Raw genomic sequence first — 25,498 nt, 5'->3', positions numbered from 1 at the left:
GGTTACGTTAAGACGTTACCCGCACCATGGTTGAACAAACCGACGCGGCCTGTGTCTCAGCACAGCCCCGGCGGGTGCCAGCCATGTGACAGAACCGTTCGTCGCACAGAACGGCAGTATCGAAATGGGTGATCTAGGTTTAGCGAACAGCGTTTGGCAGCGCTTTCAAGGGGTTAGGAAAATGAAGTTAGGAATAGCACGAGGTTTGTTTCTCGGCCTCGCCCTCAGCGTAACGGCGATTGCTGCCGCCGCCTGGCAGGAGCCCGGCCCGCGCGTACTGGAAACGCATGACTGCTCAGCCCTGGCCCCCTGCCCCATTGCGCCCCTGCGTAAACAGGGGCAACCAGTGGCCAAGCCCGACGCCAACCTGCTGGTGCTGATGTTCGGCCTCAGCGGCGCGCTGAAGGGCGAGCACTAAGCCACAGCACAGCCCACTGTTCGCCAGGTGATTCACCCGTATCTGCAGGTGAATCGCCTGGCGGCTCATACCCGCGCAACCCGAGCAGGCGCACCGTTCATCGATCCCCATCCCTCGCGAACGCCCTTTTGCTGCAGAAATTGCCCCCTGGAGTGGCCGGATAGTGGCGTTTTAGAGCCTCCCGTTCAGTTTTGATTAAGTAATAATCCTTATCGTTGCCCTGGAAGTGACCAATTGGTCACAGGCGTTTGGCTGGCAGTCGAGAACGTCACCGATGAAGATCACAGGAGATGCAACGATGAACTCAACCGCTTCCCGAACCGGCAACACCCTGCGTCCCGTAGCCAAGGACAATGCCCAGACCGCTCTGCACCAGCTGGTACAGGGCTTTCGGCGTTTTCGTCAGGAGGTCTACCCGCAGCAGCAGGCGCTATTCAAGCGCCTGGCCTCGGCACAGTCGCCCAGCGCGATGTTCATCACCTGCGCCGATTCGCGCATCGTGCCGGAGCTGATCACCCAGAGCGATCCCGGCACCCTTTTCGTCACCCGCAACGTGGGCAACGTGGTGCCACCCTACGGACAGATGAACGGCGGCGTCTCCACCGCCATCGAATACGCGGTACTGGCGCTGGGCGTGCAGCACATCATCGTCTGTGGCCATTCCGACTGTGGCGCGATGAAAGCCGTACTCAACCCGGCCAGCCTCGATGGCATGCCCACGGTACGTGCCTGGCTGCGCCACGCCGAAGTGGCGCGCAGCGTGGTGGCGGACAACTGCAGCTGTGGCAGCGCCCACGAAACCCTTGGCGTGCTGACCGAAGAAAACGTGGTGGCCCAGCTCGACCACCTGCGGACCCATCCCTCGGTCGCCGCGCGCATCGCCAGTGGCCAGCTGCACATCCACGGCTGGGTCTACGACATCGACAGCGGCGGCATTCGCGCCTATGACGCAGCCTCGGGCAACTTCCTGGCGCTGGACGGCGACGAGCAGCCCTGCGCCACCCCGCAACCGCGCTACGCCAGCGCCTGATCACTCGTTTCCCCCTGCCTGCGCCTGGAACGGCGCGGGTACGGGCTGCTTTTGTTCACGAGGTGGACAAGGAGAGATAGCACCATGAATGTATTTCGCACACTGCCACGGGACGCGCTGGCGTCCGTGGTGGTCTTTCTCGTCGCCCTGCCGCTGTGCATGGGCATTGCCATCGCCTCCGGCATGCCGCCGGCCAAGGGCCTGATCACCGGCATCATCGGCGGTCTGGTGGTCGGCTTCATCGCCGGCGCGCCACTGCAAGTCAGTGGTCCCGCAGCAGGCCTGGCGGTGCTGGTATTCGAGCTGGTACGCACCCACGGCATGGCCGCGCTCGGCCCGGTATTGCTGCTCGCCGGCCTGATCCAGCTGGTCGCTGGCAGCCTGCGCCTGGGCGGCTGGTTTCGCGTCACTGCGCCGGCGGTGGTCTACGGCATGCTCGCCGGCATCGGCATCCTCATTGTACTGTCGCAAGTGCACGTGATGATCGATGCCTCGCCTCAGGCATCGGGCCTGGACAATTTGCTGGCCTTTCCCAGCGCTGTGCTCGATCCCCTGAGCCTGGCCGGTGGCAATGCCATGATCGCCGGAGCGGTGGGTCTCGGTACCATCGCCAGCATCTGGCTGTGGGAGCGCTTTCGTCCGGCGCCGCTGCGCTTTCTGCCCGGCGCCCTGGTTGGCGTGACACTGGCCACGCTGATCAGTCTGTGGCTGACCCTGCCGGTCAAGCGTGTGGAGCTGCCGGCCAATCTTGGCGACGCCATCGACTGGATCACCCCGCAGGGGCTGGCCAGCCTGGCCGACCCGCAACTGCTGATCGCGGCATTGGCGCTGGCCTTCATCGCCAGCGCCGAGACCTTGCTCTCCGCCGCCGCCGTCGACCGCATGCACGATGGCCCGCGCGCGCGGTTCAACCGTGAGTTGTCGGCCCAGGGCATTGGCAACATGCTCTGTGGCGCGGTCGGTGCGCTGCCGATGACCGGCGTGATCGTGCGCAGCTCGGCCAACGTCCAGGCCGGCGCACGCGGCCGCGCCTCGACCATCCTCCACGGTGCCTGGTTGCTGGCCCTGGTCGTCCTGTTGCCCAGCGTACTGCAGAGCATTCCGGTGGCCAGCCTCGGCGCGGTACTGGTGTACACCGGCTGCAAGCTGGTCGATCCCAAGGCCATGCGCAGCCTCGGCCAGTATGGCCGCGCGCCTGTGTTCATCTACGCCGCCACGGCGCTGTGCATCGTCCTCACCGACCTGCTGACCGGCGTGCTGGTGGGCTTCGCCCTGACCCTGCTGAAGCTGGTGTGGAACGCCTCGCGCCTGCGCGTGAAGTTGGTAGCCACCGGCCCGGACAGCGCCGAGCTGCGCATGAAGGGCGCGGCGACCTTCCTGCGCGTACCGCAACTGGCGGCCGTCCTCGGCGAAGTCGCTCCGGGCACGCGCCTGCAAGTGAGCCTGGCCAACGTGCGCTACATCGACCACGCCTGCATGGAACTGCTGGAAGACTGGGGCCGCTCTGCCCGTGCCCAGGGCGGCGGGCTGGATATCGTCGAAGGCGCGGCGTTGAAGCGCCGGGTGGAAGGCCGGCAGCGCACCGCACTGGCCTGATCGCAACACATTGCGCATGGTGGCGCATACAAACCAGGCGAAATCGCCACTCTATTGAGTTGCTATCACTCGCTTGAGGCCCACCATGCGCTTGCCCCATTGCCCAGCGCCTCAACCTCGGCGCCCGTGGCGCGGGTAAAACCGCCGCCAGCGCCAGCCTGCAAGCCCAGCAGCCGATCGACCAGGCCAACGCGGCCAATACCCATCGCCTGCAACAGGCGCTGAAACAGGCGCAATAGCCACAACCGATTGCAACCTGAACGGCAGCCGTCCGACTTTCACAAAGGCCGTAGCCCCCGGAACCCACGAAGCGGCGAAAAGTCTGCAACACAGGCGTATAACTCACGCCTGCAGTCTCGGCAGCCGGCCCTCCGGCACCCCCCTCCCTGTCGAAGCATCGCGGAACCCACACCTTATGGACTGGCACCAAGCCCTTACCGACAGCCTGATCTGGCTGGCCATCGCTTCACTGTGCACCCTCGTCGGCTTCAGCCTCACCGCCCTCGCCCTGGTGCGATTCACCCGCTGGGGTCGGCAGTTCTGGCAGATCGCCGGGCCCTACCTCAACCCGCGCAACAGCTGGCGACCGCTGCTCACCTTCGCCCTGCTCCTGCTGCTGTCGCTATTCGCGGTGCGCATGAACGTGCTGTTCTCCTTCTGGTACAACGGCTTCTACAGCGCCTTGCAGGAGCTGGATCAGCAGGCGTTCTGGTTCATGCTGGGGATCTTCGCCATCCTCGCCGCCATCCATGTGACGCGGGCGCTGTTCGACTTCTACGTCAACCAGGCGCTGAGCATCCACTGGCGCACCTGGCTCAACCAGCGCCTGACCGATGACTGGCTCAAGGGCGATGCCTACTACCGTGGCCAGTTCCTCGACCAGCCGATCGACAACCCCGACCAGCGTATCGAGCTGGACGTCGCCGCCTTCGTCTCCGGCTCGCTGCGGCTCTCGCTAGGCGCGGTCAGCTCGCTGGTCTCGCTGGTGGCCTTCAGCGCCATCCTCTGGGGGCTGTCCGCACCGCTGACGGTGGCCGGCGTGGAAATCCCACGGGCCATGGTGTTCGCCGTATACATCTACGTGATCATCGCCACACTGATCGCCTTCCGCCTCGGCCGCCCGTTGATCCGCCTGAACTTCCTCAACGAGCAGCGCTCGGCCAACTTCCGTTACGCCCTGGTGCGCCTGCGCGAATACGCCGAGAACGTCGCCTTCTACCAGGGCCGCGACGTGGAGCGGCGCACCCTGCTGGGCCGCTTCGCCGCATTGGTGGAAAACCTCTGGGCGCTGGTCTACCGAACCCTGAAATTCGACGGTTTCAACCTCGGCGTCAGCCAGGTAGCCGTGGTCTTCCCCTTCATCATCCAGGCGCCGCGCTTCTTCAGCGGCGCCATCAAGCTCGGCGACGTGATGCAGACCGCGCAGGCCTTCGGCCAGGTGCAGGACGCCCTGTCGTTCTTCCGCAGCAGCTACGATGCCTTCGCCCAGTACCGCGCCACCCTCAACCGCCTGAGCGGCCTGCTCGACGCCAACCAGCAGGCCCGCGAACTGCCCCACGTCACCACCAGCGCCCAGGCCAGCGGCTTGTACGTCGAGAACCTGCACCTGCAACGCCCGGATGGCCAGTTGCTGGTCGACGGCCTCAACCTTGACCTGCACGCCGGCCAGGCCCTGCTGGTGCGCGGCCCCTCCGGTTGCGGCAAGACCACCCTGCTGCGCGCCCTGGCCGGCCTCTGGCCCTACGCCGACGGCCAGGTGGCGCGGCCCACCGGGCACCAGGCACTGTTCCTCGCGCAACGCCCCTACCTACCACTGGGCGACCTGCGCAGCGCCCTCGCCTACCCCGCCGAACCGGGCGACGACCGCGAACGCATGCAACAGGTGCTGGAACAAGTGTGCCTGCCGCACCTGGCAGGCCGCCTGGACGAACCCGGCGACTGGAGCCGCGTGTTGTCCCTGGGCGAACAACAACGCCTGGCCTTTGCCCGCCTGCTCTACAACCGCCCGGCGGTGGCTTTTCTCGACGAATCCAGCTCGGCGATGGACGAAGGTCTGGAGCAGTCGCTCTACACCCTGCTGCGCCGCGAACTGCCCGACACCCTGCTGATCAGCGTCGGCCACCGCCACACCCTCGCCGCCTTCCACAGCCACCAGCTCGACCTGGACGGCAAAGGCGCCTGGCAACTGAGTAGCCGCAACGGCTGATTCAAAGCAAAGCGCCATAGCCTTTCGGGCTATGGCGCAGAGCCTTCATTTCGCAGTAAGGTCGGTGCATCGCCCTCGCAAGGACGCACCATGGCCAGCAAACCCAGCAGCGCCCGCCAGCACAAGCACTTCGCCGTCCTGATCGATGCAGACAACGCCCCCGCAGCCATAGTCGAAGGCCTTTTCGAAGAGATCGCCAAGTACGGCGTCGCCAGCGTCAAGCGCATCTATGGCGACTGGACGCAGCCCAACCTCGGCAGTTGGAAGAAAGTGCTGCTCGAACACTCCATCCAGCCGATCCAGCAGTTCGCCTACACCAAGGGCAAGAACGCCACCGACAGCTCGCTGATCATCGATGCCATGGACCTGCTCTACACGCGGCGTTTCGAAGGTTTCTGCCTGGTTTCCAGCGACAGCGACTTCACTCGTCTGGCCGCCCGGATACGTGAAGAAGGCCTGGAAGTCATCGGTTTCGGTGAACAGAAAACACCCAAACCGTTCGTTTCGGCCTGCGACAAATTCATCTATACCGAGCTGCTGCGCAACGACGCACCGGCTGCGGAGCCTGAAAGCGCCATCAGCGACGCATCTGCCGCAGCACCGACACCTGCCGCCTCGGCGGAAAGCAAACCCGCCGCGCAACCAACACCGAGCAAGGTCAAACCACTGAAAGTGCCGGTGGACTTCATCGCCAAAGTGATCGACGACAACTCCGATGAGGACGGTTGGTGCCACCTGGGCCTGCTGGGCTCGAACATCAGCAAGATACGCTCGGACTTTGACGCGCGGATGTACGGTTTCAAGAAGCTGAGCGACCTGATCAAGGCGCAAAATGACCGCTTTGAGCTGCAAGTTCTGGGGGCGACCACGACCGGTGGTCAGGCTCTCGCCGTGCGAAATCGAAAACCGAGCAAATGATAGGAACTCACCACTCCCCCTTCGCGAGGCCTGAACGCACACCGGGCGCAAAGCCTCTCTCGTGTATGGAAAAGGGGGACTGATCGCGTTCTTTCAGCGATCTTGATTGGCTGAGAGATTTTCGCGGCTGAAGCCGCTCCTACAGATTGGGGGCTTTGGGTCGCGGCTGAAGCCCCTCCTACAAAAGCTCGACGATACCGGCCAGCCTCCGCTTTCACGCTCCGGCGATCAAACGCGCGATGATCTCTCGAAGCTGGGGATGCTCCGGCACCCGAATGCCGAACTCCTCGCGCAACACCTTCAGGACCTCGTCGACACCCTGCAACTGCACCCGTTCACTGGCCTGTCCCAGGCGATGGATGGCGAAGCTGCCATTGTTCAGCGTCTTGCGCAGGCCTGGTCCAGTGCGCGCAGCGATCATCTGGCCAAGAAAGGGCGAATCTGGGTGGGTGCACACGTACCAGTTACCCACCACGTAATCGATATCCGCCACCTTCTGCAGATCGAACAGATACATCGCCCGCCAGCTGCCGGCCACCAATGCACGCAGGGTGTAGGTGCCGTCCACCAGTGTCAGGCGATAGGGCTCATGCGGCGTGAACTGCTGCGCCTCGCTGTCGAGCAGCAAGGGCCCGGTCGGCACCATGCCGCCGAAGCCGACATCGGTGATGTAGCGCACACCATCGATGGTTACCAGCACCAGCATATGGGTGCGAGCCGGCAGAGCATCTTCCGGGCCGCCCATCACCACGCGGCCGGTCAAACCGCGCGCGTCGAAGCCCAAGGCCTGCAACAGCAGCAGGTACAGGCGGTTGAGCTCGAAGCAGTAACCGCCACGGCCCTGGCGCAGGAGCTTGTCCTGGATCGCCGCTGGCTCGACCTCCACCGGTACCCGCAGCATGCTCGCCAGGGTTTCGAAGGGAAACTCGGCGGTGTGCCGCGCCTGCAGTTCGCGCAGAGTGTCGAGGGTCGCCGGGGGCGCCGAGCAATAGCCCAGACGCCCGAGATAGGTGTGTAGATCCAGCAACAATGGCGCTGTCATCGTGCATCTCCCTTTTCTACCTGGCGACCGTTTTACCAGAGGACATGGATAGACGACATGCCACAAGCCACCTGCCGTAATCGAATCAGCGCCTTCGGTTTGCGGCAACCGGCACATACAAACCGGCAAAAATGCGCCAATCTGTCTTCCAGCACACACGCTCGTTCGAGGACTCCATGATGCGCCTGCACCGCTTCTGCACCTTTGCCCTGTTGTTCGCCCTGAGCGGCTGCGGCGCCGGGGAGACGGCCGCCACGGCCTCGCTCCAGGCGGAGCAGGCCAAACAGGCGCAGCAGCAGATGGAGCAACTCAAACAGCAGATCGACCAGGCCAATGCGGCGAGCACCCAGCGACTGCAACAGGCCATCGATCAGGCGCAGTGAGCGGCAGCCCGTGGCTGGGAACAATGCGCCGCCTGATACCAGGAAGGCCGCTCGCATGACCGTAATGCTGTTCACATAAGAAATGGTCGGACGCGATGAGTCCCCTCGCCCCTTTGGGGAGAGGGTTAGGGCGGGCCGCGTTCGGAGAGGGGAAAACTGGCAGGTTTGCGGTATTTCAGCCCTCTCCCCCAGCCCCTCGCCCATAAATGGGAGAGGCGAGCCAAACGCGTGCAACCTCAAGTGAACAGCATTACGGCCAGAGCCGGGCTTTTTCTTCAATGTCTTGCCGCTATCCACTGGTAACGGACATTCGGCACTTTCCTGATAGCCATAAGCCTTTATAGTACGCGCCCCTATCAGCACTACGACAAGGATGTATTCCGGATGTCTTCGCTCAAGTCTGCCGCCATGCTGGCAGCCGCCATCATCGTCAGCGGTTGTTCCACTGCCACCTGGGTCAAACTCCCCGACGATAGCGCCCTCATCGTCAATGAACGCCCGGCGCAGCACAACCAAGGCCTGGTCAAGACGCGTCCGTTCTCCTGGGGCGCAGCAGGCGGCGTGCCTTATCGCCTGGAAGACAAACAGTCGCATGTCATCCAGAGCGGCCGCCTGAAGACACGCTTTCGCGTTGCCTCGATCTTCTGGCCGCCGGTGGGCATCGCCTACTGGCCGATGGGCTTCGGCCAGCGCTGCTACGACCTGACTGGCCCGACGCCACAAACCTGCACCTATCAGGATCTGGTCGACCTGCGGAAAAACCACCGCCTTTCCCGCTGACGAAAACGGGGAGCCAATGGCTCCCCTTTTTTCTGCCCGTTCGAATCAACCATTGCTACCAGCGCCGTAGGGTTGGTCAGGTATTGCATCGCCGGTGCTTGCACGTTCATTCGCGGCTGAAGCCGCTCCTACGAGAAGCCCAAGCACCGCGACACTGCGACCAAGAAAAAGGCCGATCTCGCGACCGGCCTTTTGCTTCAGTGCTGCAGCTCATTCAGCCATTGCTGGGGAAGGCGAACTGCGCTGCTTCGTGGCTCTTGCGTGCCGGCCAGCGTTGGGTGATGGCCTTCTTGCGGGTGTAGAAGCGCACGCCGTCCGGGCCGTAGGCATGCAGGTCGCCGAACAGCGAGCGCTTCCAACCGCCAAAGCTGTGGTAGCTCACCGGCACCGGCAGCGGCACGTTGACGCCAACCATGCCCACTTCGATTTCGTCGCAGAACAGATTTGCGGCTTCACCATCGCGAGTGAAGATGCAGGTGCCGTTGCCGTACTCGTGATCGTTGATCAGCTGCATGGCTTCTTCCAGGCTGCCGACGCGGACGATGCACAGCACCGGGCCGAAGATCTCTTCCTTGTAGATGCGCATGTCCGGCTTGACCCGGTCGAACAGGGTGCCGCCGACGAAGTAGCCATTCTCGTGACCGGCCACGCTGTAACCACGGCCATCGACCACCAGATTGGCACCCGCGGCAACACCGTCATGGATGTAGCCCACCACCTTGTCACGTGCAGCAGCAGTGACCAGCGGCCCCATGTCCAGGCCGCACTGAGTACCGGCACCGATTTTCAGCGCCTGGATCTGCGGCACGATCTTACTGACCAGCGCGTCAGCGATCTGGTCGCCCACGCACACGGCCACCGAGATGGCCATGCAGCGCTCGCCGCAGGAGCCGTAGGCCGCGCCCATCAGCGCGCTGACAGCGTTGTCCAGGTCGGCGTCGGGCATCAGCACGGCGTGGTTCTTGGCGCCGCCGAGGGCCTGCACACGCTTGCCGCGCTTGGTGCCTTCGCTGTAGATGTACTCGGCGATCGGCGTCGAACCAACGAAGCTCAGGGCCTTGACCTCGGGCGCCTCGATCAGCGCGTCGACCGCTTCCTTGTCGCCATTGACCACGTTGAGCACGCCCTTGGGCAGACCGGCCTGCAGCAGCAGCTCGGCAATCAGCAGGGTGGAGCTGGGGTCACGCTCGGACGGTTTGAGGATGAAGCAGTTGCCGCAGACGATGGCCAGTGGGTACATCCACAGCGGCACCATGGCCGGGAAGTTGAACGGGGTGATCCCGGCGACCACGCCGATGGGCTGCAGATCGGTCCAGGCGTTGATGTTCGGGCCGACGTTGCGGCTGTATTCGCCCTTGAGGATTTCCGGGGCAGCGCAGGCGAACTCGACGTTCTCGATACCACGCTTGAGCTCACCGACGGCGTCTTCGAGGGTCTTGCCATGCTCGGCGCTGATCAGTGCGGCGATCTCGTTTTCGTTCTGCTCCAGTAGTTGCTTGAAGCGGAACATGATCTGCGCGCGCTTGGCCGGCGGCGTGTTGCGCCAGGCCGGGAAAGCCGCCTTGGCGGCGTCGATGGCCAGTTGCATGGTGGCGCGGTCGGCCAGACCCACGGCGCTGGTGGAGTCGCCGGTGGAGGGGTTGTATACCGGAGCGCTGCGATCGTTGCCGGCAACGCGTTCGCCGTTGATCAGGTGAGGGATATGGCTCATGGGAATCTCCAAAGTCAGGTGGGTGGGAGGGGCTTTCGCCGTGACCGTATGAATGTCGCGGCTCAAACCCCTGCCACAGGAATCAGTCCAGCTTGTTCAGCACGTCGCCGACGGCGTTGAAGACGCGGTCGAGGTCTTCCATCTTGGCGTTGAAGGTCGGCCCGAACTGCAGGGTGTCGCCACCGAAGCGCACATAGAACCCCGCCTTCCACAGGGCCATGCCGGCCTCGAAGGGACGGATCACCGCGTCGCCGTCACGCGGCGCGATCTGCAGAGCGCCAGCCAGGCCGCAGTTGCGGATGTCGACGATGTGCTTGGCACCCTTGAGGCCATGCAGGGCGGCCTCGAACTTCGGTGCCAGCTCGGCGGACTGCTGGATCAGGTTCTCGCGCTTGAGCAGTTCCAGCGTAGCAAGGCCGGCGGCGCAGGCCACCGGGTGCGCCGAGTAAGTGTAGCCATGGGTGAACTCGATCATGTGCTCCGGCGACGGCTGCTGCATGAAGGTGTTGTAGATCTCGCTGCTGGCGATCACCGCACCCAGCGGGATGGCGCCGTTGGTGATCTGCTTGGCGACGTTCATCAGGTCTGGGGTGACGCCAAAGAATTCCGCGCCGCTCCACTTGCCCATGCGCCCGAAGCCGGTGATCACTTCGTCGAAGATCAGCAGGATGTTGTGCTGCGTGCAGATTTCGCGCAGGCGTTGCAGGTAGCCCACCGGCGGCACGATGGCGCCAGCGGAGCCGGACATCGGCTCGACGATCACCGCCGCGATGTTCGAGGCGTCATGCAGCTCGATCAGCTTGAGCAGTTCGTTGGCCAGCTCCACGCCACCGGTTTCGGCCATGCCCCTGGTGAAGGCCACGCCCGGCTGCAGGGTGTGCGGCAGGTGGTCGGCGTCCATCAGTTGGCCGTACATCTTGCGGTTGCCGCCAATGCCACCGAGGGCGGTGCCGGCGATGTTGACCCCGTGGTAGCCACGGGCACGGCCGATGAAGCGGGTCTTGGAGGCCTGACCTTTCAGACGCCAGTAGGCCTTGGCCATCTTCACCGCCGTGTCGGCGCACTCGGAGCCGGAGCCGGTGAAGAACACGTGATTGAGCTCGCCCGGCATCAGGTCGGCGACCTGCTCGGCCAGCTTGAACGACAGCGGGTGGCCGTACTGGAAGCCCGGCGAATAGTCGAGGGTGCCGAGCTGCTTGGCCACGGCTTCCTGAATTTCCTTGCGCGAGTGACCGGCGCCGCAGGTCCACAGGCCCGACAGGCTGTCGTAGACCTTGCGGCCCTGGTCGTCGGTCAGCCAGCTGCCTTCGGCGGCGACAATCAGACGCGGGTCGCGCTGGAAGTTGCGGTTAGCGGAGAACGGCATCCAGTGCGCATCCAGCTTGAGCTGGCTGGCCAGGGACGGGGTTGCGGTCTGCGGCATGTTCATCTGGGTGGCCTCGGCAGTGGCGGCGTGATCGGGGGCTTGGTGGGAGGGGCTTTAGCCGCGACTGTCGACAGCCATCGCGGCTGAAGCCGCTCCTACAAGTAAGGGCATCAGTTGCCAGCAAAGGTGCCACGGGCATAGAGTCAGTAAAACAATACTCTTCTTATCTTCAGTTCAAGGTCCACTAAACAAATGAGCAGCCGTCGTCCCGATCCGCTGGCCCAGGTCAGCGACTTTGAAATCCGCCTGCTCAAGCTGTTTCGCAGCGTGGTGGAATGTGGCGGTTTTTCCGCTGCGGAAAGCGCACTGGGCATCGGCCGCTCGGCCATCAGCCAGCAGATGAGCGACCTGGAACAGCGCCTCGGCCTGCGCCTGTGCCAGCGCGGCCGCGCCGGTTTCGCCCTGACCGAGGAAGGCCGCGAGGTGTACCAGAGCACCCTGCAACTGCTGGCTGCGCTGGAGAGCTTTCGCACCGAGGTCAACGGCCTGCACCAGCACCTGCGTGGCGAGCTGAACATCGGCCTGACCGACAACCTGGTGACCATCCCGCACATGCGCATCACCAATGCCCTGGCGCGGCTCAAGGTGCAGGGGCCGGACGTGCGCATCCATATCCGCATGACGCCGCCTTCGGAAGTGGAACAGGGCGTGCTCGACGGCCGCCTGCACATCGGCGTGGTGCCGCAGGTCGGCGCCCTCTCCGGCCTCGAATACCAGGCGCTGTACGACGAGCGCTCGCTACTCTACTGCGCCGTCGGCCACCCGTTGTTCTACGTCGATGACCAGCAGCTCGAAGACCAGCGGCTCAACGCCCAGGAGGCCATCGCCCCGACCTTTCGCGTGCCCCCTGAAGTGCAAAGCCACTATCAGGCACTGAACTGCACGGCCAGCGCCTCGGACCGTGAAGGCATGGCCTTTCTGATCCTCACCGGGCGTTACATTGGTTACCTTCCGGATCACTATGCCCAGGCCTGGGTACAACAAGGACGCCTGCGCGCACTCAAAGCGAGCAGCCGCTACTACGACATCAACCTGGCAGCTGTGACCCGCAAGGGGCGACGCGCACACCTGGTGCTGGAGAGTTTTCTCGAAGCCTTGGCCGAGGCCTGATTCACGCACCAGCCCGGCGCACCGCGCACCAAACCAGAGCAAGACACTCAGCGCCCGCGCCCAATTCGAGGTTCATGCGCTGCGCCGCAACAGGCTTTCGAGTCGGGCAAAGCGCAGCCATTGATGCCAGCTTCTCGTCGTCATATAAATGACGGCAGGTTTCTTGCTGGCAAATCGCCAGAGAGGCTTGTACCTCCGCCCCCCAAACGCCTTGGCCGTACGCTTGGCTGTCGTGACTCCTGGTTTTCGAGGCTTGAGATGTTTTTCTTCAAACCGGTTCTGACGTTGATGAACCGCGCGCGCTATGCCCACAAGTTCCTGCTGATCTTCACCGTATTCATGCTGCCCTACTGCTGGCTGTCGATCAGCAAACTGGCCGATGTCAACGATGCACTGCAACAGTCGCATCATGAATTGCATGGCCTGCAGACCATCGAGCAGTACCTGCCGGTGTATCGCCAGGCACTGGAGCAGGCGGGCATGCATGTGATCGGCTATGCCCGTAACAAGGATGACGCCAAACAGGAAATCGAGCGGCGCAGCGAGTCGCTGGTGAACAATATCGGCGCCCTCAATGCCTGGCTCGATGGCAGCCAGTTCGCCGACATGAAACTGGCCGAAGCCGACCCTGGCAAAGCCCTGGACAAGAAACTGTCGGTACAGGGGCTGAGTTCGCAGATGATCGAACATATGGCCGCCGTGCAAGGCCTGAGCGCCAACATGCGCGAGATCGCGGCCGCCTCCAAGCTGAGCCAGGACAGCAACCCGCGCATCTATCGCAACGTGGATCTGCTGCTCAACCAGATGCTGCCGCTGTACGAGGCGCTCAACCAGACCCGCGCCTACGCCAGCTACATGACTGCCTACGGCTTCCTCGAATCCTCGTCACGCCCGGCCATCGTCAACCAGCTCAATACCCTGCAACGCTATGCCGAAGGCGCCGAGGCCAAAGGCAATGCCGAGGCGCAGCAGCTGATGCGCGACGCGGCACGCAGCGGTGCCGAACAGTACAAGCGCGAGATCATCGACACTTACACGCAGAGCGGCTACTTCGACCAGAAGGGGGTGGAGCAGTGGCTGCAACGTTACCAGTCCTACGCACCGCAGGCTGCCGAGCTGGACAAGGCCAGCAATCTGCTGCTGGAGGAAACCGCCGCACTGCTGCAAAGACGCGCCGACGCCAACCAGCGCGAGCTGGGCCTGTGGGCCGCCTCCCTGCTGCTGGTGGTAAGCGTGCTGGTGTACCTGTTCATCGGTTTCTACCTGTCGGTCCGTGGCGCCATTCGCGACCTGACCAGCGCCACGCGGCGCATGGCCGAAGGCGACCTGCGCCAACGGGTGGAAACTGCAGCACGCGACGAGCTGGGCGACCTGGCCCAGGACTTCAACGAGATGCAGGCGCGCATGAGCGAGCTGATCGCCCAGGTCGCACATTTCTCCGAAACCACCCTGGACAAGGCGCAGAGCGTCAGCGACAGCGCTTCGACCAGTCAGCGCAGCGTCGAGCGCCAGGCCAGCGAACTGGAACTGATCGCCACCTCGATGAGCGAGCTGGTCAGCAACGTCCAGGAGGTCAGCCAGAACTCTCACGTCACCGCCGACAAGGCCAACACGGCGGGTGAGAAATGCCGCGAAGGTCGGGTGCAGGTCGACCATGCGGTCTCACGCATCAACCAGCTGTTCAGCGAGATGGACAACTCCATCGGCGCCATCACCTCGGTGGAGAAGGAAAGCGAAGAGATCGCCAAGGCCGTCGACCTGATCAAGAGCGTCGCCGAACAGACCAACCTGCTCGCACTCAACGCCGCCATCGAGGCGGCGCGGGCCGGCGAGCAGGGCCGCGGTTTCGCCGTGGTGGCCGACGAGGTACGCAGCCTGGCGATCCGCTCTCACGAGCTGACCGGCGAGATCGACCAGACCATTGCCCGTCTGCGCCAGCAGGTCGGCAGCGCGGTGAAGACCATTCGAGGCAGCCACCAGAGCGCGGCGCAAAGCGTCGAGCAGATCACCCTGACGGCAAGCATCTTCGAGCAGATCACCGGCAGCATGGATCAGATCATCGACCACAACATCCAGATCGCCTCGGCGGCCGAGCAACAGGCGGCAGTGGTGCAAGGCGTGGAACAGAACACACTGGAGATCAAGAGCCTGAGCGAGAGCAACGCCCACGAAGCGCAGAGCACTGTGAACGTCAGCGACGAGATGACCGGCATGACACGCAACCTGCACGGCCTGATCGCCAACTTCAAGGTGTGACCGACGCAACCGTGGGCAGCTACTGCCCACGGCCGACCGGGCAGCGTGACGTGGCCGACTTAAACGGGCTTTTTCACGCCCAGATGCTTGTCACCCGGCCAAGGCTGGGGTATCTGTGCAATCGCTCCGCTCCCAGATCAGTCCGGAATCGCTCATGACCTTCGAAGTCCCCGCCCACAGCGCCAGCGGCAAGCCCGCCGGGCGCATCCGCCAGAAGAACGAAGAAGCCATCATCAAGGCTGCCGAGGAAGAATTCGCCCGGCATGGCTTCAAGGGCACCAGCATGAACACCATCGCGCAGAACGTCGGTCTGCCCAAGGCCAACCTGCACTATTACTTCAGCAACAAGCTGGGTCTGTATCTGGCGGTCCTGAGCAACATCCTCGAACTCTGGGACAGCACCTTCAACAACCTCAGCGTCGAGGACGACCCGGCCGAGGCGCTGGAGCGCTACATTCGCGCCAAGATGGAGTTTTCCCGGCGTCAGCCGAAAGCCTCGCGCATCTTCGCCATGGAAGTGATCAGCGGTGGCGAGTGTCTGTCGCAGTATTTCAACCAGAACTACCTGGACTGGTTTCGCGGCCGCGCCGCCGTGTTCGAAGGCTGGATCGCCGCCGGCAAGATGGACCCGGTCGACCCGATTCATCTGATCTTCCTGTTGTGGAGCAGCACTCAGCACTACGCTGACTTCGCCTCGCAGATCTGCCGCGTGAAGCAGTGCTCGCGGCTGACCAAGCAGGACTTCGAGGAAGCCTCCGACCAGCTGGTGCAGATCATCCTCAAGGGCTGCGGCCTGACGCCTGCCGCCAAAGCCTGATGGCGTTCACCCTGCTCGGCCCTTGCGAATACCGCGAGGAGATTCGCAAGAGCCGCTTCATCGCCCTCGCCGCGCCGATTGCCAGCGCGACCGAAGCGCAAGCCTTCATCGACCACCACAGCGAACCGGCCGCCTCGCACAACTGCTGGGCGTGGAAGGTCGGTAACCAGTACCGCTTCAACGACGACGGCGAGCCCGGTGGCACCGCTGGCAGACCGATACTGGCGGCCATCGAAGGGCAGGACTGCGACCAGGTGGTGGTGCTGGTGATTCGCTGGTACGGCGGCATTCAGCTCGGCACCGGCGGCCTGGCCCGCGCCTATGGCGGCAGCGCAGCCAAGTGCCTGCAGGCTGGCGAACGCCGCGAACTGGTCGTGCGCCAGACCTTTACCTGTCACCTGCAGTTCGCCGAATTGCCAGTATTCAAGGCGCGCCTGAACGACTTCGACAGCCTGATCGAAAGCGAGGCCTACGACGCCACCGGCGCGCGCCTGCAGCTGGCCGTGGCACCGGCTGAGCGCGCCACGCTGGAGCGGCTGCTGGGCGATATCAGCCGTGGCCGCGAGAGCCTGAAAGCGCCCTGAAGCGCAAGACCGGCAAACCGCTTGCGGCCGCAGCCAGGGCGCCTGGCTGACAGAGCAAGTGCGCTATGCTGACGCGCCTCACTCATCCGTCATGGAGCCTGAATATGCCTGCGCCTCGATCCATTCTGATCATCGGTGCCTCACGCGGCCTCGGCCTTGGTCTGGCCAGTGAATTCGCCGCCCAGGGCTGGGCCGTTACCGCGACCGTGCGCAGCGCCGCGCAACATGCGCCGCTACAGGCATTGCCCGGTGTTCGCGTGGAGCAGCTGGAGATGACCGATCCGGGCAGCCTCGAGCAGTTGGCCGGGCGCTTGAGCGGTCAGCAGTTCGACGTCATCTTCGTCAACGCCGGGGTTGCCGGCCCCGCACACCACAGCACCGCACAGGCCAATGCCGAGGAAATGGGCCAGTTGTTCCTGACCAACGCCGTCGCCCCGCTGCGGGTAGCCGAGCGCCTGCTGCCGCAGCTGTCGGCCGAGCATGGCCTGATCGTGTTCATGAGTTCGATCCTCGGCAGCATCGAGGCCGGCGCCGGCCTGGGCATGCCGCTGTACGGCGCCAGCAAGGCCGCGCTCAACCACCTGGTGCAGTGCTTCGTGCGTGGCCAGGACAATCCGCGCCTCGGCGTACTGCTGATGCACCCGGGCTGGGTGCGCACCGACATGGGCGGCGCCGACGCCCCGCTGGACATCGACAGCAGTTGCAAGGGCATGGTCCAACAGGTCAGCGCCGCCGTCGGCCACCCCGGCCTGCGCTATCAGGACTTCGAAGGCACTGCGCTGCCCTGGTAAGCCTTGCTGCGAACCGATATTGGTCAGTGCCATCGACCGGTTGAGCGCACGAACCCCATCGATGGCCCCGGGGTTTCGCTGCGCTCTACCCAGGCTACTGGCTGCCCCCTCAGGCGGGTGCTGCTTTTGCGGGAGGGGCTTTAGCCGCGAACGGGCGAATACGGTGCATTGAGCGCCGCGCACGGAGAGACGCGCACCAATGACAGGCACGACCGTGCGCTCGGCTATGGACGAGCGCGCAGAAAACGGTTTTCTGACTCACTGGCCAGGTTTTTGCTTTAGCCCCGCTCAGTTCTCTCCATGAGCGTTTCCCATGTCCGCCCCACCTGCTTCCCCACGTCTGCAGCTGACCGCCATCAGCAAGCAGTACCCTGGCTGCCTGGCCAACGACCGTATCGACCTGACCATCGCCCCAGGCGAAATCCGCGCCCTGCTGGGTGAGAACGGTGCCGGCAAGAGCACGCTGATGAAGATTATCTACGGCGTCACCCAGCCCAGCAGCGGCGAGATTCGCTGGCAGGGTGAGCGGCTGAGCATGCGCGACCCGGCCATGGCGCGCCGTCTGGGCATCGGCATGGTGTTCCAGCATTTCTCGCTGTTCGAGACCCTGAGCGTGGCCGAGAACATCGCCCTGGCCATGGGTGCGCAGGCCGGTACGCCGAAACAGCTGGAGGCGAAGATTCGCGAGGTGTCGCAGCGCTACGGCATGGCCCTGGAGCCGACCCGGCTGGTGCACAGCCTGTCCATCGGCGAACGCCAGCGGGTGGAGATCGTCCGTTGCCTGATGCAGGACATCAAGCTCTTGATCCTCGACGAACCCACTTCGGTGCTGACCCCGCAGGAGGCCGACGAGCTGTTCGTCACCCTGCGCCGCCTGGCCGCCGAAGGCTGCAGCATCCTCTTCATCAGCCACAAGCTCGGCGAGGTGCGCGCACTGTGCCAGAGCGCCACGGTGCTACGTGGCGGGCGGGTATCCGGCCATTGCGTGCCAGCCGAGTGCTCGGATCTGGAGCTGGCGCGGTTGATGGTTGGCGATGCCGAAGGGCTGGAAAGCACATACCCGAAAGTCAGCGGCGGCCCAGCGCGCCTGCGTGTGGATGATCTGAGCTGGCACAACCCCGACCCGTTCGGCTGCTCGCTCGAACGCATTCGCCTGGACGTGCGCAGCGGCGAGATCGTCGGCATCGCTGGCGTGGCCGGTAATGGCCAGGACGAATTGCTCGCCCTGCTCAGCGGTGAAACGCGCCTATCACGCAGCGAACGTGAGCGGATCAGCCTGGATACCGCGCCCGTGGCCAATCTGCACCCGGACGCGCGCCGTGGGCTGGGCTTGGCTTTCGTCCCTGCCGAACGCCTCGGCCATGGTGCGGTGCCGGAGATGAGCCTGGTGGACAACGCCCTGCTCACCGCCTTCGGCCAGGGCCTGGTCAAGGGCGGCCTGGTGCAGCGCGGCAAGGTACGCACGCTGGCCGAGCAGATCATCCAGCGCTTCGCGGTGAAGACGCCGAATGCCGACAGCGCCGCGCGCAGCCTGTCCGGCGGCAATCTGCAGAAATTCATCCTCGGCCGCGAGATTCTGCAAAACCCGAAACTGCTGGTGGCCGCGCACCCGACCTGGGGCGTGGACGTCGGCGCCGCTGCCGCCATCCACCGCGCGCTGATCGCCCTGCGCGATGCCGGCGCGGCGATCCTGGTGATCTCCGAAGACCTCGACGAGTTGTTCCAGATCAGCGACCGCATCGGCGCGCTGTGCAGCGGGCGCCTGTCGCCGCTGGCCGAGACGGCGCAGGTCTGCCCCGTGGAAGTCGGCCGCTGGATGGCCGGTGAATTCGATCAACCCGCCGCTGCTGCGGCCTGCTGACGGAGCCCGTCATGCTGTTATCCCTGGAACCGCGCGGCCAGGCGTCGCGCCCCATGCTCTGGCTGTCGCCGCTGCTGGCCGCCGTGCTGACACTGGTGAGCGGCATGCTGCTGTTCGCCCTGCTCGGCCATGACCCGCTGCAGACCCTGCACACCCTACTGATCGCCCCGGTCAGCGACTGGTACGGCGTGTCCGAATTGCTGGTCAAGGCGCTGCCGATCCTGCTCTGCGCACTGGGCCTGGCAGTGGCCTACCAGGCGCGCATCTGGAACATCGGCGCCGAAGGCCAGCTGCTACTCGGCGCTCTGGCCGGCAGCGCCATGGCCCTGCAACTGATCGATTGGGAAAGCCGCTGGGCGCTGGCCTGGGTCGTGCTGGCCGGCACCTGCGCGGGTGCGGCCTGGGCCGGGCTGACCGCCTGGCTGCGCACGCAGTTCAACGCCAACGAAATTCTCACCAGCATCATGCTCAACTACATCGCGCTGAACCTGCTGCTGTTCTTCGTGCATGGCCCGCTGAAAGACCCCGCTGGTTTCAACTTCCCCGAGTCGGCCATGTTCGGCGATGCCAGCCGTCTGCCGCTGGTCAGCGAGGACGGGCGCCTGCACGGCGGTCTGTACCTGGCGCTGCTGGCCCTGGTGGCGGTGTGGGTGCTGCTGCACAGGAGCTTTCTCGGCTTCCAGATCAAGGTGCTGGGCCTGGACAAGCGCGCTGCTGGTTTCGTCGGCTTTCGCGAGAAGCGCTTAGTGTGGTTCGCCCTGCTGGTCAGCGGCGCGCTGGCCGGCATGGCCGGGGTCGGCGAAGTGGCCGGGCCGATTGGCCAACTGGTGCCGCAGGTATCGCCCGGCTACGGCTATGCGGCGATCACCGTGGCCTTCCTCGGCCGTCTCAACCCGCTCGGTATCGTCGCTGCCAGCCTGCTGATGGCACTGCTCTACCTGGGCGGCGAGAACGCGCAGATGAACCTCAACCTGCCGCAGGCAATCACCCAGCTGTTCCAGGGGATGATGCTGTTCTACCTGCTGGCCTGTGACGTGCTGATCCTCTATCGGCCGCGGTTGAAGTGGAAATGGGCCAAGCGCGAGCGCCTCGCAGAAGCGACCACCTGATTTTTTGTGGGAGGGGCTGTAGCCGCGACAAAAGCTCGCCGCTGAAGCGCCTCCCACCAAGAGCATGAATGCAAAGGAATCCCCATGGATCTCGACCTGTTGACCAATATCTTCTACGCCATGGCCCGCACCGGCACCCCGCTGTTGCTGGTGGCCCTGGGCGAGCTGGTGTGCGAGAAGAGCGGTGTGCTCAACCTCGGCCAGGAAGGCATAATGCTGTTCGGCGCGGTGATCGGTTTTATCGTCGCCTTCAGCACCGGCAGCCTGTGGCTGGGCGTGCTGCTGGCGATTGCTGCCGGCATGCTGCTGTCGCTGCTGTTCGCCGCCGTGGCACTGGGCTTCAACGCCAACCAGGTGGCCACCGGGCTGGCCCTGACCATCTTCGGCGTCGGCCTGTCCACCTTCGTCGGCGCCGCCTGGGTCGGCAAGCCGCTGACCGGCTTCGAGCCCATCCTCATCCCGCTGCTGTCCGACATCCCGCTGATCGGGCGCATGCTGTTCGCCCAGGACATGCTGGTCTACCTGTCCTTCGCCCTGTTCGCGCTGGTGGCCTGGGTGCTGCTGAAAAGCCGTATCGGCCTGATCATCCAGGCCGTCGGCGAGAACCCCGACGCCGCTAGCGCCATGGGCCTGCCGGTGCTGCGCGTGCGCACCCTGGCGGTGCTGTTCGGCGGCGCCATGGCCGGTTTGGCGGGCGGCTACCTGTCGCTGGCCTACACGCCGATGTGGGCGGAGAACATGACCGCCGGGCGCGGCTGGATCGCCCTGGCGCTGGTGGTGTTCGCCAGCTGGCGGGTACTGCGCGTGCTGCTCGGCGCCTACCTGTTCGGCCTGGCCAGCATCCTCCATCTGGTGGCGCAGGGCATCGGCCTGTCGATTCCGTCGAACCTGCTGGCCATGCTGCCCTACGTCGCCACCATCGTCGTGCTGGTCCTGCTCTCGCGTGATGCGATCAAAACCCGGCTGTACGCGCCGGTATCGCTGGGCCAGCCTTGGCAGCCGGGGCATTGAGGCTTAACCGCTACTAGTCGCGGCTGAAGCCCCTCCCACAGAAGCCTGCCCACGGGTGTCATATGGCCCCGTGGGAGGGGCTTTAGCCGCGACAAGCCTTTTTCGGCTATACCTTTGTCACACCCTGATCGGTAGGCAAAGGAATGCCCCACTCATCCAGCTTGCGCGCCGGCCGTTTCTCGGAAACACAGCGCATCTATCTCCTCACTACCACAACCGAAAACCGCGAAACGCTGTTTTCGGACTTCACGCTTGGTCGACTCGTCGTCGCAGAACTACAAGCCGCCCAGCAAGATGGCCTGGCCGAATCACTGGCCTGGGTTCTTATGCCCGACCACCTTCACTTGCTGGTCGCCCTGCACAAAGGCTCACTCAGCGAACTGATGCGCCGTATCAAGGGGCGCAGCGCCAAGCGAATCAACGCATTGGCAGATCGCCAGGGAAAGCTCTGGCAGGATGGCTTTCATGATCGGGCACTGCGCCGGGAGGAAGATATTCTGCCGGCAGCACGCTATATCGTCGCCAATCGTCTAAGAGCGGGCTTGGTCAGCCGGGTGGGCGATTACCCGCTGTGGGATTCGGTGTGGCTCTGACCTTGGTAGTCGCGGCTGAAGCCCCTCCCACAAGAACAGCGCCAACCTGTGGGAGCGGCTTCAGCCGCGAAAAGCCTGTTGCGGCGATCTAACAGGCCACAACTGCGCCACGCCCCAGGCCAGTTCGAAGACCAAGAAGATCACGATCAGCGGCGTTGCGCCGAGCATCAGGGCGTAGATCTGCCAGGTGGAGAACAGCAGGCGACCGGCCGCGTCATAGCGACCGAACACCACTTGCGGGTCGCGGATACGCAGCACCGACCAGACGCAGACGATCGAGCCCATCAGGTTGGCCAGCAGCATGTGCATCGGCTCGAACGGCGGCAGTGTACCGGGCAGGCCTAAGCAGTGGTGCAGGCTCTGCAGCAGGCCATGCAACGCCATGAAACTCCAGGGCGTGACGAAGGCGGCGGTCACCAGCAGGTCGTACCAACCACTTGCGCGTACTAGGCGGCGATAGCGTTCGGGGGTCCACATGGATGCTGCTCCAATCATTGAAGGAGCACCCAGGCTAAGGCCTGGAGTATGCTCCAAGGTCAACACCCCACCGAGTGAAAAAATGCGAATCGGAGAACTGGCCGAGGCCTGCGACGTGAGCCGCGACACCCTGCGTTTCTACGAGCAACGTGGGCTGATCGCCGCACGGCGCACTGCCAACGGCTACCGAGACTACCCCGCCGAGATGGTGCAACTGGTCACCTACATCAAGACCGCGCAGCGCCTGGGTTTCAGCCTCGGCGAGATCGGCCAGCATGTCGGTGGCCTGTGGCAGACCAGCGCCCCGGATCTGGCCGTGAGCCAGCTACTGCAGGACAAGCTGTCGCTGATTGAGCACCGCATCGACGAACTGCAGCAGTTGCGCAGCGAGCTGCTGCAACGCCTGGCGACCACTTGCCCGCTACGCGCCTGACGCGGATTGCATGCTGACCTGAAAGTCAGCTATCTTGCGCCCACGTCGCGATGCCGACGCACCTGGATCAGCAGACAGGGTCAACACTGAGCTGGCTTACCTGACATCAACCTCAGAGGAGCCTGCTCATGGCAGCTACCCGCATCTGGATCAAGAACCCCCTCGCCATCTTCACCGCCAACGACCTGGACGCTTGCGGCGGCCTGGTGATCGAGAATGGCCGTATCACCGAAGTGCTCGGCAAAGGCCAGCAGCCTTCGACACCCTGCGCGCAAGTGTTCGATGCCCGCGAGCACGTGGTGCTACCGGGCCTGATCAACACCCACCATCACTTCTACCAGACCCTTACTCGCGCCTGGGCGCCGGTGGTCAATCAGCCGCTGTTCCCCTGGCTGAAGACGCTCTACCCGGTCTGGGCACGCCTCACCCCGGAGAAACTGGCCCTGGCCAGCAAGGTGGCGCTGGCCGAGCTGCTGCTGTCCGGCTGCAGCACCGCGGCCGATCACCATTACCTGTTCCCCGGCGGTCTGGAAAATGCCATCGACGTACAGGTCGAGGCGGTGCGCGAGCTGGGCATGCGCGCCATGCTCACCCGTGGTTCGATGAGCCTGGGCGAAGCCGACGGTGGCCTGCCGCCGCAGCAGACGGTGCAGCAGGGCGAGGTGATCCTGGCCGACAGCCAGCGCCTGATCGGCCAGTACCACCAGCGCGGCGACGGCGCGCAGATCCAGATCGCCCTGGCGCCCTGCTCGCCCTTCTCGGTAACCCAGGACATCATGCGCCAGAGCGCCCAGCTGGCCGATGAGCTGGACGTGCGCCTGCACACCCACCTGGCCGAAACCCTAGACGAGGAAGACTTCTGCCTGCAGCGCTTCGGCCTGCGCACGGTGGATTACCTGGACAGCGTCGGCTGGCTCGGCCCACGCACCTGGCTGGCCCACGGTATCCACTTCAACCCGGACGAGATCGCCCGCCTCGGCGCAGCCGGCACCGGTATCTGCCATTGCCCCAGCTCCAACATGCGCCTGGCCTCGGGCATCTGCCCCAGCGTCGAACTGGAGGCCTCCGGTGCGCCGCTGGGCCTGGGCGTCGACGGCTCGGCCTCCAACGATGCCTCGAACATGATTCTCGAAGCGCGCCAGGCCCTGTACATCCAGCGTTTGCGCTACGGCGCCGAGCAGATCACCCCGCAGCGCGTGCTGGGCTGGGCCAGCAAGGGCTCGGCGAAACTGCTGGGCCGCAGCGACATCGGCGAACTGGCAGTGGGCAAGCAGGCCGACCTGGCGCTGTTCAAGCTCGATGAGCTGCGCTTCTCTGGCAGCCATGACCCGCTCTCCGCCCTGCTGCTGTGCGGTGCCGACCGCGCCGACCGGATGATGATCGGCGGTACCTGGCGCGTCATCGACGGGCAGATCGAGGGGCTGGATGTAGCGCAACTGATCGCCGATCACCGCCAGGCGGCGCGTGAGCTGATCGCGGGCTGACATCGGTTGCGTAGGCTGGGGCGAGTGCAGTGAAACCCAGGCTACCGCCTGAGTCGCGGCTAAAGCCCCTCCTACAAAAGCCACGCCCACAAGAACAGCGCCAACCTGTGGGAGGGGCTTCAGCCGCGACCGTCGTTTCCTCCGTGCAAGGCTAGGAGCGACGCACCACAACACGTCATACCAGTCTGCCGCGCACCAATACCGCTCCCACTCCTGAGCAGGTACACAGACAGAGCGCCGCCGCCCCGCCTATCTGTCTTGTTGGTCAGCTTTTTGCAGTCATGGCAGCAGCCAAGCAAAGGCCATCCCAATACCAAGACTGGAGCTCCACCCACCATGTTCGAGAAGAGCAAGAAACCGCTGCTGCGCACCCTCGTCGCCGCCCTGGGCTTTGGCGCCATGCTCAGCGCCTCTGCCGCCGATCCGCTGAAGGTCGGCTTCGTCTACATCGGCCCCATCGGCGACCACGGCTGGACCTACCAGCACGAGCAGGGCCGGCAGATGCTGATCAAGGAAATGGGCGACAAGGTCACCACCAGCTTCGTCGAAAACGTGCCGGAAGGCGCCGACGCCGAGCGAGTGATTCGCAACATGGCCAAGGGTGGTTTCGACCTGATCTTCACCACCTCCTTCGGCTACATGAACCCGACGATCAAGGTGGCCAAGCAATTCCCCAAGGTCACCTTCGAGCACGCCACCGGCTACAAGCAGGCCAAGAACGTCGGCACCTACCTGTCGCGCTCGTATGAAGGGCGTTACGTCGGCGGCTTCCTCGCGGCGAAGATGACCAAGACCAAGAAGGTCGGCTATATCGCCTCCTTCCCGATCCCCGAAGTGATCCGCGACATCAACGCCATCCAGCTGGCGCTGGACAAGTACAACCCGGGTACCGAGATCAAGGTGGTGTGGGTCAACACCTGGTTCGATCCGGGCAAGGAATCCGACGCCGCCAACGCGCTGATCGATCAGGGCGTGGACGTGATGTTCCAGCACACCGATAGCCCGGCGCCGATCCAGACCGCCGAGCGTCGTGGCATCTACTCCGTCGGCTACGCCTCGGACATGGCCCACTTCGGGCCCAAGGCCGTGCTCACCTCCATCGTCAACGACTGGGGCCCGCACTACATCAAATCCACCCAGGCGGTGATCGACGGTACCTGGCAGCCACAGGACTTCTGGGGCGGCCTGGCCGAAGACACCCTCTCACTGCCGATCAGCGACCTGGTACCGGCTGACGTGAAGAGCGAGGCCGAGCAGATCATCGCCGACATTCGCAGCGGCAAGTTCCACCCCTTCACCGGCCCGATCAAGGATCAGAGCGGCGCCGTGCGCATCGCCGACGGCGTAAGCGCGAGCAACGCCGAACTGGCCTCGATGAACTACTACGTGGAAAACGTGAAGGCCGAAATGCCGAAGTAAGCGCAATGGCGCAGCCTGTGGCGGAGGCCACAGGCTATCGCGG

24 protein-coding genes and 1 pseudogene are annotated in these 25,498 nt (G+C 64.4%); 20 read left to right on the top strand and 5 right to left on the bottom strand.

The annotated features are described in order from the left end of the window. The first annotated feature begins 181 nt into the window (after nucleotides 1-181). The 3 genes from ACN8M7_RS16530 to ACN8M7_RS16520 all read left to right on the top strand — a co-directional run bounded on the left by ACN8M7_RS16530 (nucleotide 182) and on the right by ACN8M7_RS16520 (nucleotide 3,044). Nucleotides 182-418, top strand: a complete 237-nt coding sequence (locus ACN8M7_RS16530) for a hypothetical protein (protein ID WP_061240933.1) — start codon at nucleotides 182-184, stop codon at nucleotides 416-418. Nucleotides 419-716: 298 nt separating this feature from the next. Next, nucleotides 717-1,448, top strand: coding sequence for a carbonic anhydrase (locus ACN8M7_RS16525; protein WP_490261482.1), 732 nt, complete (start codon nucleotides 717-719; stop codon nucleotides 1,446-1,448). A gap of 84 nt (nucleotides 1,449-1,532) precedes the next feature. Next, the gene (locus tag ACN8M7_RS16520; RefSeq protein WP_490261481.1) at nucleotides 1,533-3,044 is read left to right on the top strand and encodes a SulP family inorganic anion transporter; all 1,512 of its coding nucleotides are present in this window, start codon (nucleotides 1,533-1,535) and stop codon (nucleotides 3,042-3,044) included. Nucleotides 3,045-3,109: 65 nt separating this feature from the next. On the opposite strand, the gene ACN8M7_RS16515 is transcribed toward ACN8M7_RS16520, so the two are convergent. Continuing rightward, nucleotides 3,110-3,289 carry a hypothetical protein gene (locus tag ACN8M7_RS16515; RefSeq protein ID WP_490261480.1) on the bottom strand — a complete coding sequence of 60 codons (180 nt, stop codon included), beginning with the start codon at nucleotides 3,287-3,289 and terminating at the stop codon, nucleotides 3,110-3,112. 170 nt (nucleotides 3,290-3,459) lie between these two features. Here ACN8M7_RS16515 and ACN8M7_RS16510 point away from each other — a divergent pair, with 170 nt between their 5' ends. After that, the gene (locus ACN8M7_RS16510) at nucleotides 3,460-5,250 is read left to right on the top strand and encodes an ABC transporter ATP-binding protein/permease (RefSeq protein ID WP_490261479.1); all 1,791 of its coding nucleotides are present in this window, start codon (nucleotides 3,460-3,462) and stop codon (nucleotides 5,248-5,250) included. A 90-nt stretch (nucleotides 5,251-5,340) separates the two neighbouring features. Beyond that, nucleotides 5,341-6,168 (top strand): NYN domain-containing protein, encoded by an 828-nt coding sequence (locus ACN8M7_RS16505; protein WP_061240928.1) that lies wholly within the window; start codon nucleotides 5,341-5,343, stop codon nucleotides 6,166-6,168. A gap of 214 nt (nucleotides 6,169-6,382) precedes the next feature. On the opposite strand, the gene ACN8M7_RS16500 is transcribed toward ACN8M7_RS16505, so the two are convergent. After that, a complete protein-coding gene (locus ACN8M7_RS16500; RefSeq protein WP_061240927.1) occupies nucleotides 6,383-7,210 on the bottom strand; it encodes an arylamine N-acetyltransferase family protein in 828 nt (275 codons plus the stop codon). 176 nt (nucleotides 7,211-7,386) lie between these two features. Between ACN8M7_RS16500 and ACN8M7_RS16495 the strand changes: the two genes are divergently transcribed. Together ACN8M7_RS16495 and ACN8M7_RS16490 are read left to right on the top strand one after the other, a co-directional pair. Beyond that, a complete protein-coding gene (locus ACN8M7_RS16495) occupies nucleotides 7,387-7,593 on the top strand; it encodes a hypothetical protein (RefSeq protein ID WP_197432201.1) in 207 nt (68 codons plus the stop codon). 384 nt (nucleotides 7,594-7,977) lie between these two features. Beyond that, a complete protein-coding gene (locus ACN8M7_RS16490; protein WP_061240925.1) occupies nucleotides 7,978-8,373 on the top strand; it encodes a phosphatidylethanolamine N-methyltransferase family domain-containing protein in 396 nt (131 codons plus the stop codon). A 214-nt stretch (nucleotides 8,374-8,587) separates the two neighbouring features. On the opposite strand, the gene ACN8M7_RS16485 is transcribed toward ACN8M7_RS16490, so the two are convergent. Both ACN8M7_RS16485 and aptA read right to left on the bottom strand, forming a co-directional pair. Further along, the gene (locus tag ACN8M7_RS16485; RefSeq protein WP_490261478.1) at nucleotides 8,588-10,084 is read right to left on the bottom strand and encodes a CoA-acylating methylmalonate-semialdehyde dehydrogenase; all 1,497 of its coding nucleotides are present in this window, start codon (nucleotides 10,082-10,084) and stop codon (nucleotides 8,588-8,590) included. Between the two features lie 82 nt (nucleotides 10,085-10,166). Then, on the bottom strand, nucleotides 10,167-11,513 hold the full coding sequence (gene aptA / locus ACN8M7_RS16480) for an omega-aminotransferase AptA (RefSeq protein WP_490261477.1): 1,347 nt from the start codon (nucleotides 11,511-11,513) through the stop codon (nucleotides 10,167-10,169). 189 nt (nucleotides 11,514-11,702) lie between these two features. Between aptA and ACN8M7_RS16475 the strand changes: the two genes are divergently transcribed. The 10 genes and pseudogenes from ACN8M7_RS16475 to ACN8M7_RS16430 all read left to right on the top strand — a co-directional run bounded on the left by ACN8M7_RS16475 (nucleotide 11,703) and on the right by ACN8M7_RS16430 (nucleotide 21,642). Further along, nucleotides 11,703-12,620 (top strand): LysR family transcriptional regulator, encoded by a 918-nt coding sequence (locus tag ACN8M7_RS16475; RefSeq protein ID WP_490261476.1) that lies wholly within the window; start codon nucleotides 11,703-11,705, stop codon nucleotides 12,618-12,620. Between the two features lie 123 nt (nucleotides 12,621-12,743). Beyond that, nucleotides 12,744-14,018 (top strand): annotated as a pseudogene (locus tag ACN8M7_RS16470) (HAMP domain-containing protein); the annotation flags it as partial. Beyond that, nucleotides 14,013-14,876 carry a methyl-accepting chemotaxis protein gene (locus ACN8M7_RS16465; RefSeq protein ID WP_490261560.1) on the top strand — a complete coding sequence of 288 codons (864 nt, stop codon included), beginning with the start codon at nucleotides 14,013-14,015 and terminating at the stop codon, nucleotides 14,874-14,876. The pseudogene ACN8M7_RS16470 and the gene ACN8M7_RS16465, both read left to right, overlap by 6 nt. Nucleotides 14,877-15,030: 154 nt before the next feature. Beyond that, nucleotides 15,031-15,693, top strand: a complete 663-nt coding sequence (locus ACN8M7_RS16460; RefSeq protein WP_490261475.1) for a TetR/AcrR family transcriptional regulator — start codon at nucleotides 15,031-15,033, stop codon at nucleotides 15,691-15,693. Continuing rightward, a complete protein-coding gene (locus ACN8M7_RS16455) occupies nucleotides 15,693-16,277 on the top strand; it encodes an IMPACT family protein (RefSeq protein WP_490261474.1) in 585 nt (194 codons plus the stop codon). Before ACN8M7_RS16460 ends, ACN8M7_RS16455 begins: the two co-directional genes overlap by 1 nt. A gap of 104 nt (nucleotides 16,278-16,381) precedes the next feature. Then, entirely contained in the window at nucleotides 16,382-17,068 is a 687-nt protein-coding gene (locus ACN8M7_RS16450; protein WP_490261473.1) for an SDR family oxidoreductase, read from the top strand. Between the two features lie 313 nt (nucleotides 17,069-17,381). Then, nucleotides 17,382-18,929, top strand: coding sequence for an ABC transporter ATP-binding protein (locus ACN8M7_RS16445; protein ID WP_490261472.1), 1,548 nt, complete (start codon nucleotides 17,382-17,384; stop codon nucleotides 18,927-18,929). Between the two features lie 11 nt (nucleotides 18,930-18,940). Beyond that, on the top strand, nucleotides 18,941-20,038 hold the full coding sequence (locus ACN8M7_RS16440) for an ABC transporter permease (RefSeq protein ID WP_490261471.1): 1,098 nt from the start codon (nucleotides 18,941-18,943) through the stop codon (nucleotides 20,036-20,038). Nucleotides 20,039-20,122: 84 nt separating this feature from the next. Next, on the top strand, nucleotides 20,123-21,049 hold the full coding sequence (locus tag ACN8M7_RS16435) for an ABC transporter permease (RefSeq protein WP_490261470.1): 927 nt from the start codon (nucleotides 20,123-20,125) through the stop codon (nucleotides 21,047-21,049). A 143-nt stretch (nucleotides 21,050-21,192) separates the two neighbouring features. Then, complete coding sequence (locus tag ACN8M7_RS16430) at nucleotides 21,193-21,642, top strand: REP-associated tyrosine transposase (RefSeq protein WP_490261469.1); 450 nt, start codon at nucleotides 21,193-21,195, stop codon at nucleotides 21,640-21,642. Nucleotides 21,643-21,702: 60 nt separating this feature from the next. Here ACN8M7_RS16430 and ACN8M7_RS16425 read toward each other — a convergent pair whose 3' ends face one another. Beyond that, a complete protein-coding gene (locus ACN8M7_RS16425) occupies nucleotides 21,703-22,119 on the bottom strand; it encodes a hypothetical protein (RefSeq protein ID WP_490261468.1) in 417 nt (138 codons plus the stop codon). Between the two features lie 82 nt (nucleotides 22,120-22,201). Between ACN8M7_RS16425 and ACN8M7_RS16420 the strand changes: the two genes are divergently transcribed. The 3 genes from ACN8M7_RS16420 (at nucleotide 22,202) to ACN8M7_RS16410 (ending at nucleotide 25,455) form a co-directional block, all read left to right on the top strand. After that, complete coding sequence (locus ACN8M7_RS16420; RefSeq protein WP_490261467.1) at nucleotides 22,202-22,552, top strand: MerR family DNA-binding transcriptional regulator; 351 nt, start codon at nucleotides 22,202-22,204, stop codon at nucleotides 22,550-22,552. Between the two features lie 128 nt (nucleotides 22,553-22,680). Further along, nucleotides 22,681-24,036, top strand: a complete 1,356-nt coding sequence (locus tag ACN8M7_RS16415) for an 8-oxoguanine deaminase (protein ID WP_490261466.1) — start codon at nucleotides 22,681-22,683, stop codon at nucleotides 24,034-24,036. Between the two features lie 336 nt (nucleotides 24,037-24,372). After that, on the top strand, nucleotides 24,373-25,455 hold the full coding sequence (locus ACN8M7_RS16410; protein ID WP_490261465.1) for a BMP family ABC transporter substrate-binding protein: 1,083 nt from the start codon (nucleotides 24,373-24,375) through the stop codon (nucleotides 25,453-25,455). Nucleotides 25,456-25,498: the final 43 nt, after the last annotated feature.

This window comes from Pseudomonas spartinae (assembly GCF_965197125.1).
In the GTDB taxonomy this organism is placed as follows: domain Bacteria; phylum Pseudomonadota; class Gammaproteobacteria; order Pseudomonadales; family Pseudomonadaceae; genus Aquipseudomonas; species Aquipseudomonas composti_A.
The sequence above is the reverse complement of the archived record's forward strand: the minus strand, read 5'-3'. Positions and strand labels throughout refer to the sequence as shown.

Coding starts and splice junctions, on each gene's coding strand:
- ACN8M7_RS16530 (WP_061240933.1), top strand. CDS start 182: ATGAAGTTAGGAATAGCACGAGGTTTGTTTCTCGGCCTCGCCCTCAGC.
- ACN8M7_RS16525 (WP_490261482.1), top strand. CDS start 717: ATGAACTCAACCGCTTCCCGAACCGGCAACACCCTGCGTCCCGTAGCC.
- ACN8M7_RS16520 (WP_490261481.1), top strand. CDS start 1,533: ATGAATGTATTTCGCACACTGCCACGGGACGCGCTGGCGTCCGTGGTG.
- ACN8M7_RS16510 (WP_490261479.1), top strand. CDS start 3,460: ATGGACTGGCACCAAGCCCTTACCGACAGCCTGATCTGGCTGGCCATC.
- ACN8M7_RS16505 (WP_061240928.1), top strand. CDS start 5,341: ATGGCCAGCAAACCCAGCAGCGCCCGCCAGCACAAGCACTTCGCCGTC.
- ACN8M7_RS16500 (WP_061240927.1), bottom strand. CDS start 7,210: ATGACAGCGCCATTGTTGCTGGATCTACACACCTATCTCGGGCGTCTG.
- ACN8M7_RS16495 (WP_197432201.1), top strand. CDS start 7,387: ATGATGCGCCTGCACCGCTTCTGCACCTTTGCCCTGTTGTTCGCCCTG.
- ACN8M7_RS16490 (WP_061240925.1), top strand. CDS start 7,978: ATGTCTTCGCTCAAGTCTGCCGCCATGCTGGCAGCCGCCATCATCGTC.
- ACN8M7_RS16485 (WP_490261478.1), bottom strand. CDS start 10,084: ATGAGCCATATCCCTCACCTGATCAACGGCGAACGCGTTGCCGGCAAC.
- aptA (WP_490261477.1), bottom strand. CDS start 11,513: ATGAACATGCCGCAGACCGCAACCCCGTCCCTGGCCAGCCAGCTCAAG.
- ACN8M7_RS16475 (WP_490261476.1), top strand. CDS start 11,703: ATGAGCAGCCGTCGTCCCGATCCGCTGGCCCAGGTCAGCGACTTTGAA.
- ACN8M7_RS16465 (WP_490261560.1), top strand. CDS start 14,013: ATGCAGGCGCGCATGAGCGAGCTGATCGCCCAGGTCGCACATTTCTCC.
- ACN8M7_RS16460 (WP_490261475.1), top strand. CDS start 15,031: ATGACCTTCGAAGTCCCCGCCCACAGCGCCAGCGGCAAGCCCGCCGGG.
- ACN8M7_RS16455 (WP_490261474.1), top strand. CDS start 15,693: ATGGCGTTCACCCTGCTCGGCCCTTGCGAATACCGCGAGGAGATTCGC.
- ACN8M7_RS16450 (WP_490261473.1), top strand. CDS start 16,382: ATGCCTGCGCCTCGATCCATTCTGATCATCGGTGCCTCACGCGGCCTC.
- ACN8M7_RS16445 (WP_490261472.1), top strand. CDS start 17,382: ATGTCCGCCCCACCTGCTTCCCCACGTCTGCAGCTGACCGCCATCAGC.
- ACN8M7_RS16440 (WP_490261471.1), top strand. CDS start 18,941: ATGCTGTTATCCCTGGAACCGCGCGGCCAGGCGTCGCGCCCCATGCTC.
- ACN8M7_RS16435 (WP_490261470.1), top strand. CDS start 20,123: ATGGATCTCGACCTGTTGACCAATATCTTCTACGCCATGGCCCGCACC.
- ACN8M7_RS16430 (WP_490261469.1), top strand. CDS start 21,193: ATGCCCCACTCATCCAGCTTGCGCGCCGGCCGTTTCTCGGAAACACAG.
- ACN8M7_RS16425 (WP_490261468.1), bottom strand. CDS start 22,119: ATGTGGACCCCCGAACGCTATCGCCGCCTAGTACGCGCAAGTGGTTGG.
- ACN8M7_RS16420 (WP_490261467.1), top strand. CDS start 22,202: ATGCGAATCGGAGAACTGGCCGAGGCCTGCGACGTGAGCCGCGACACC.
- ACN8M7_RS16415 (WP_490261466.1), top strand. CDS start 22,681: ATGGCAGCTACCCGCATCTGGATCAAGAACCCCCTCGCCATCTTCACC.
- ACN8M7_RS16410 (WP_490261465.1), top strand. CDS start 24,373: ATGTTCGAGAAGAGCAAGAAACCGCTGCTGCGCACCCTCGTCGCCGCC.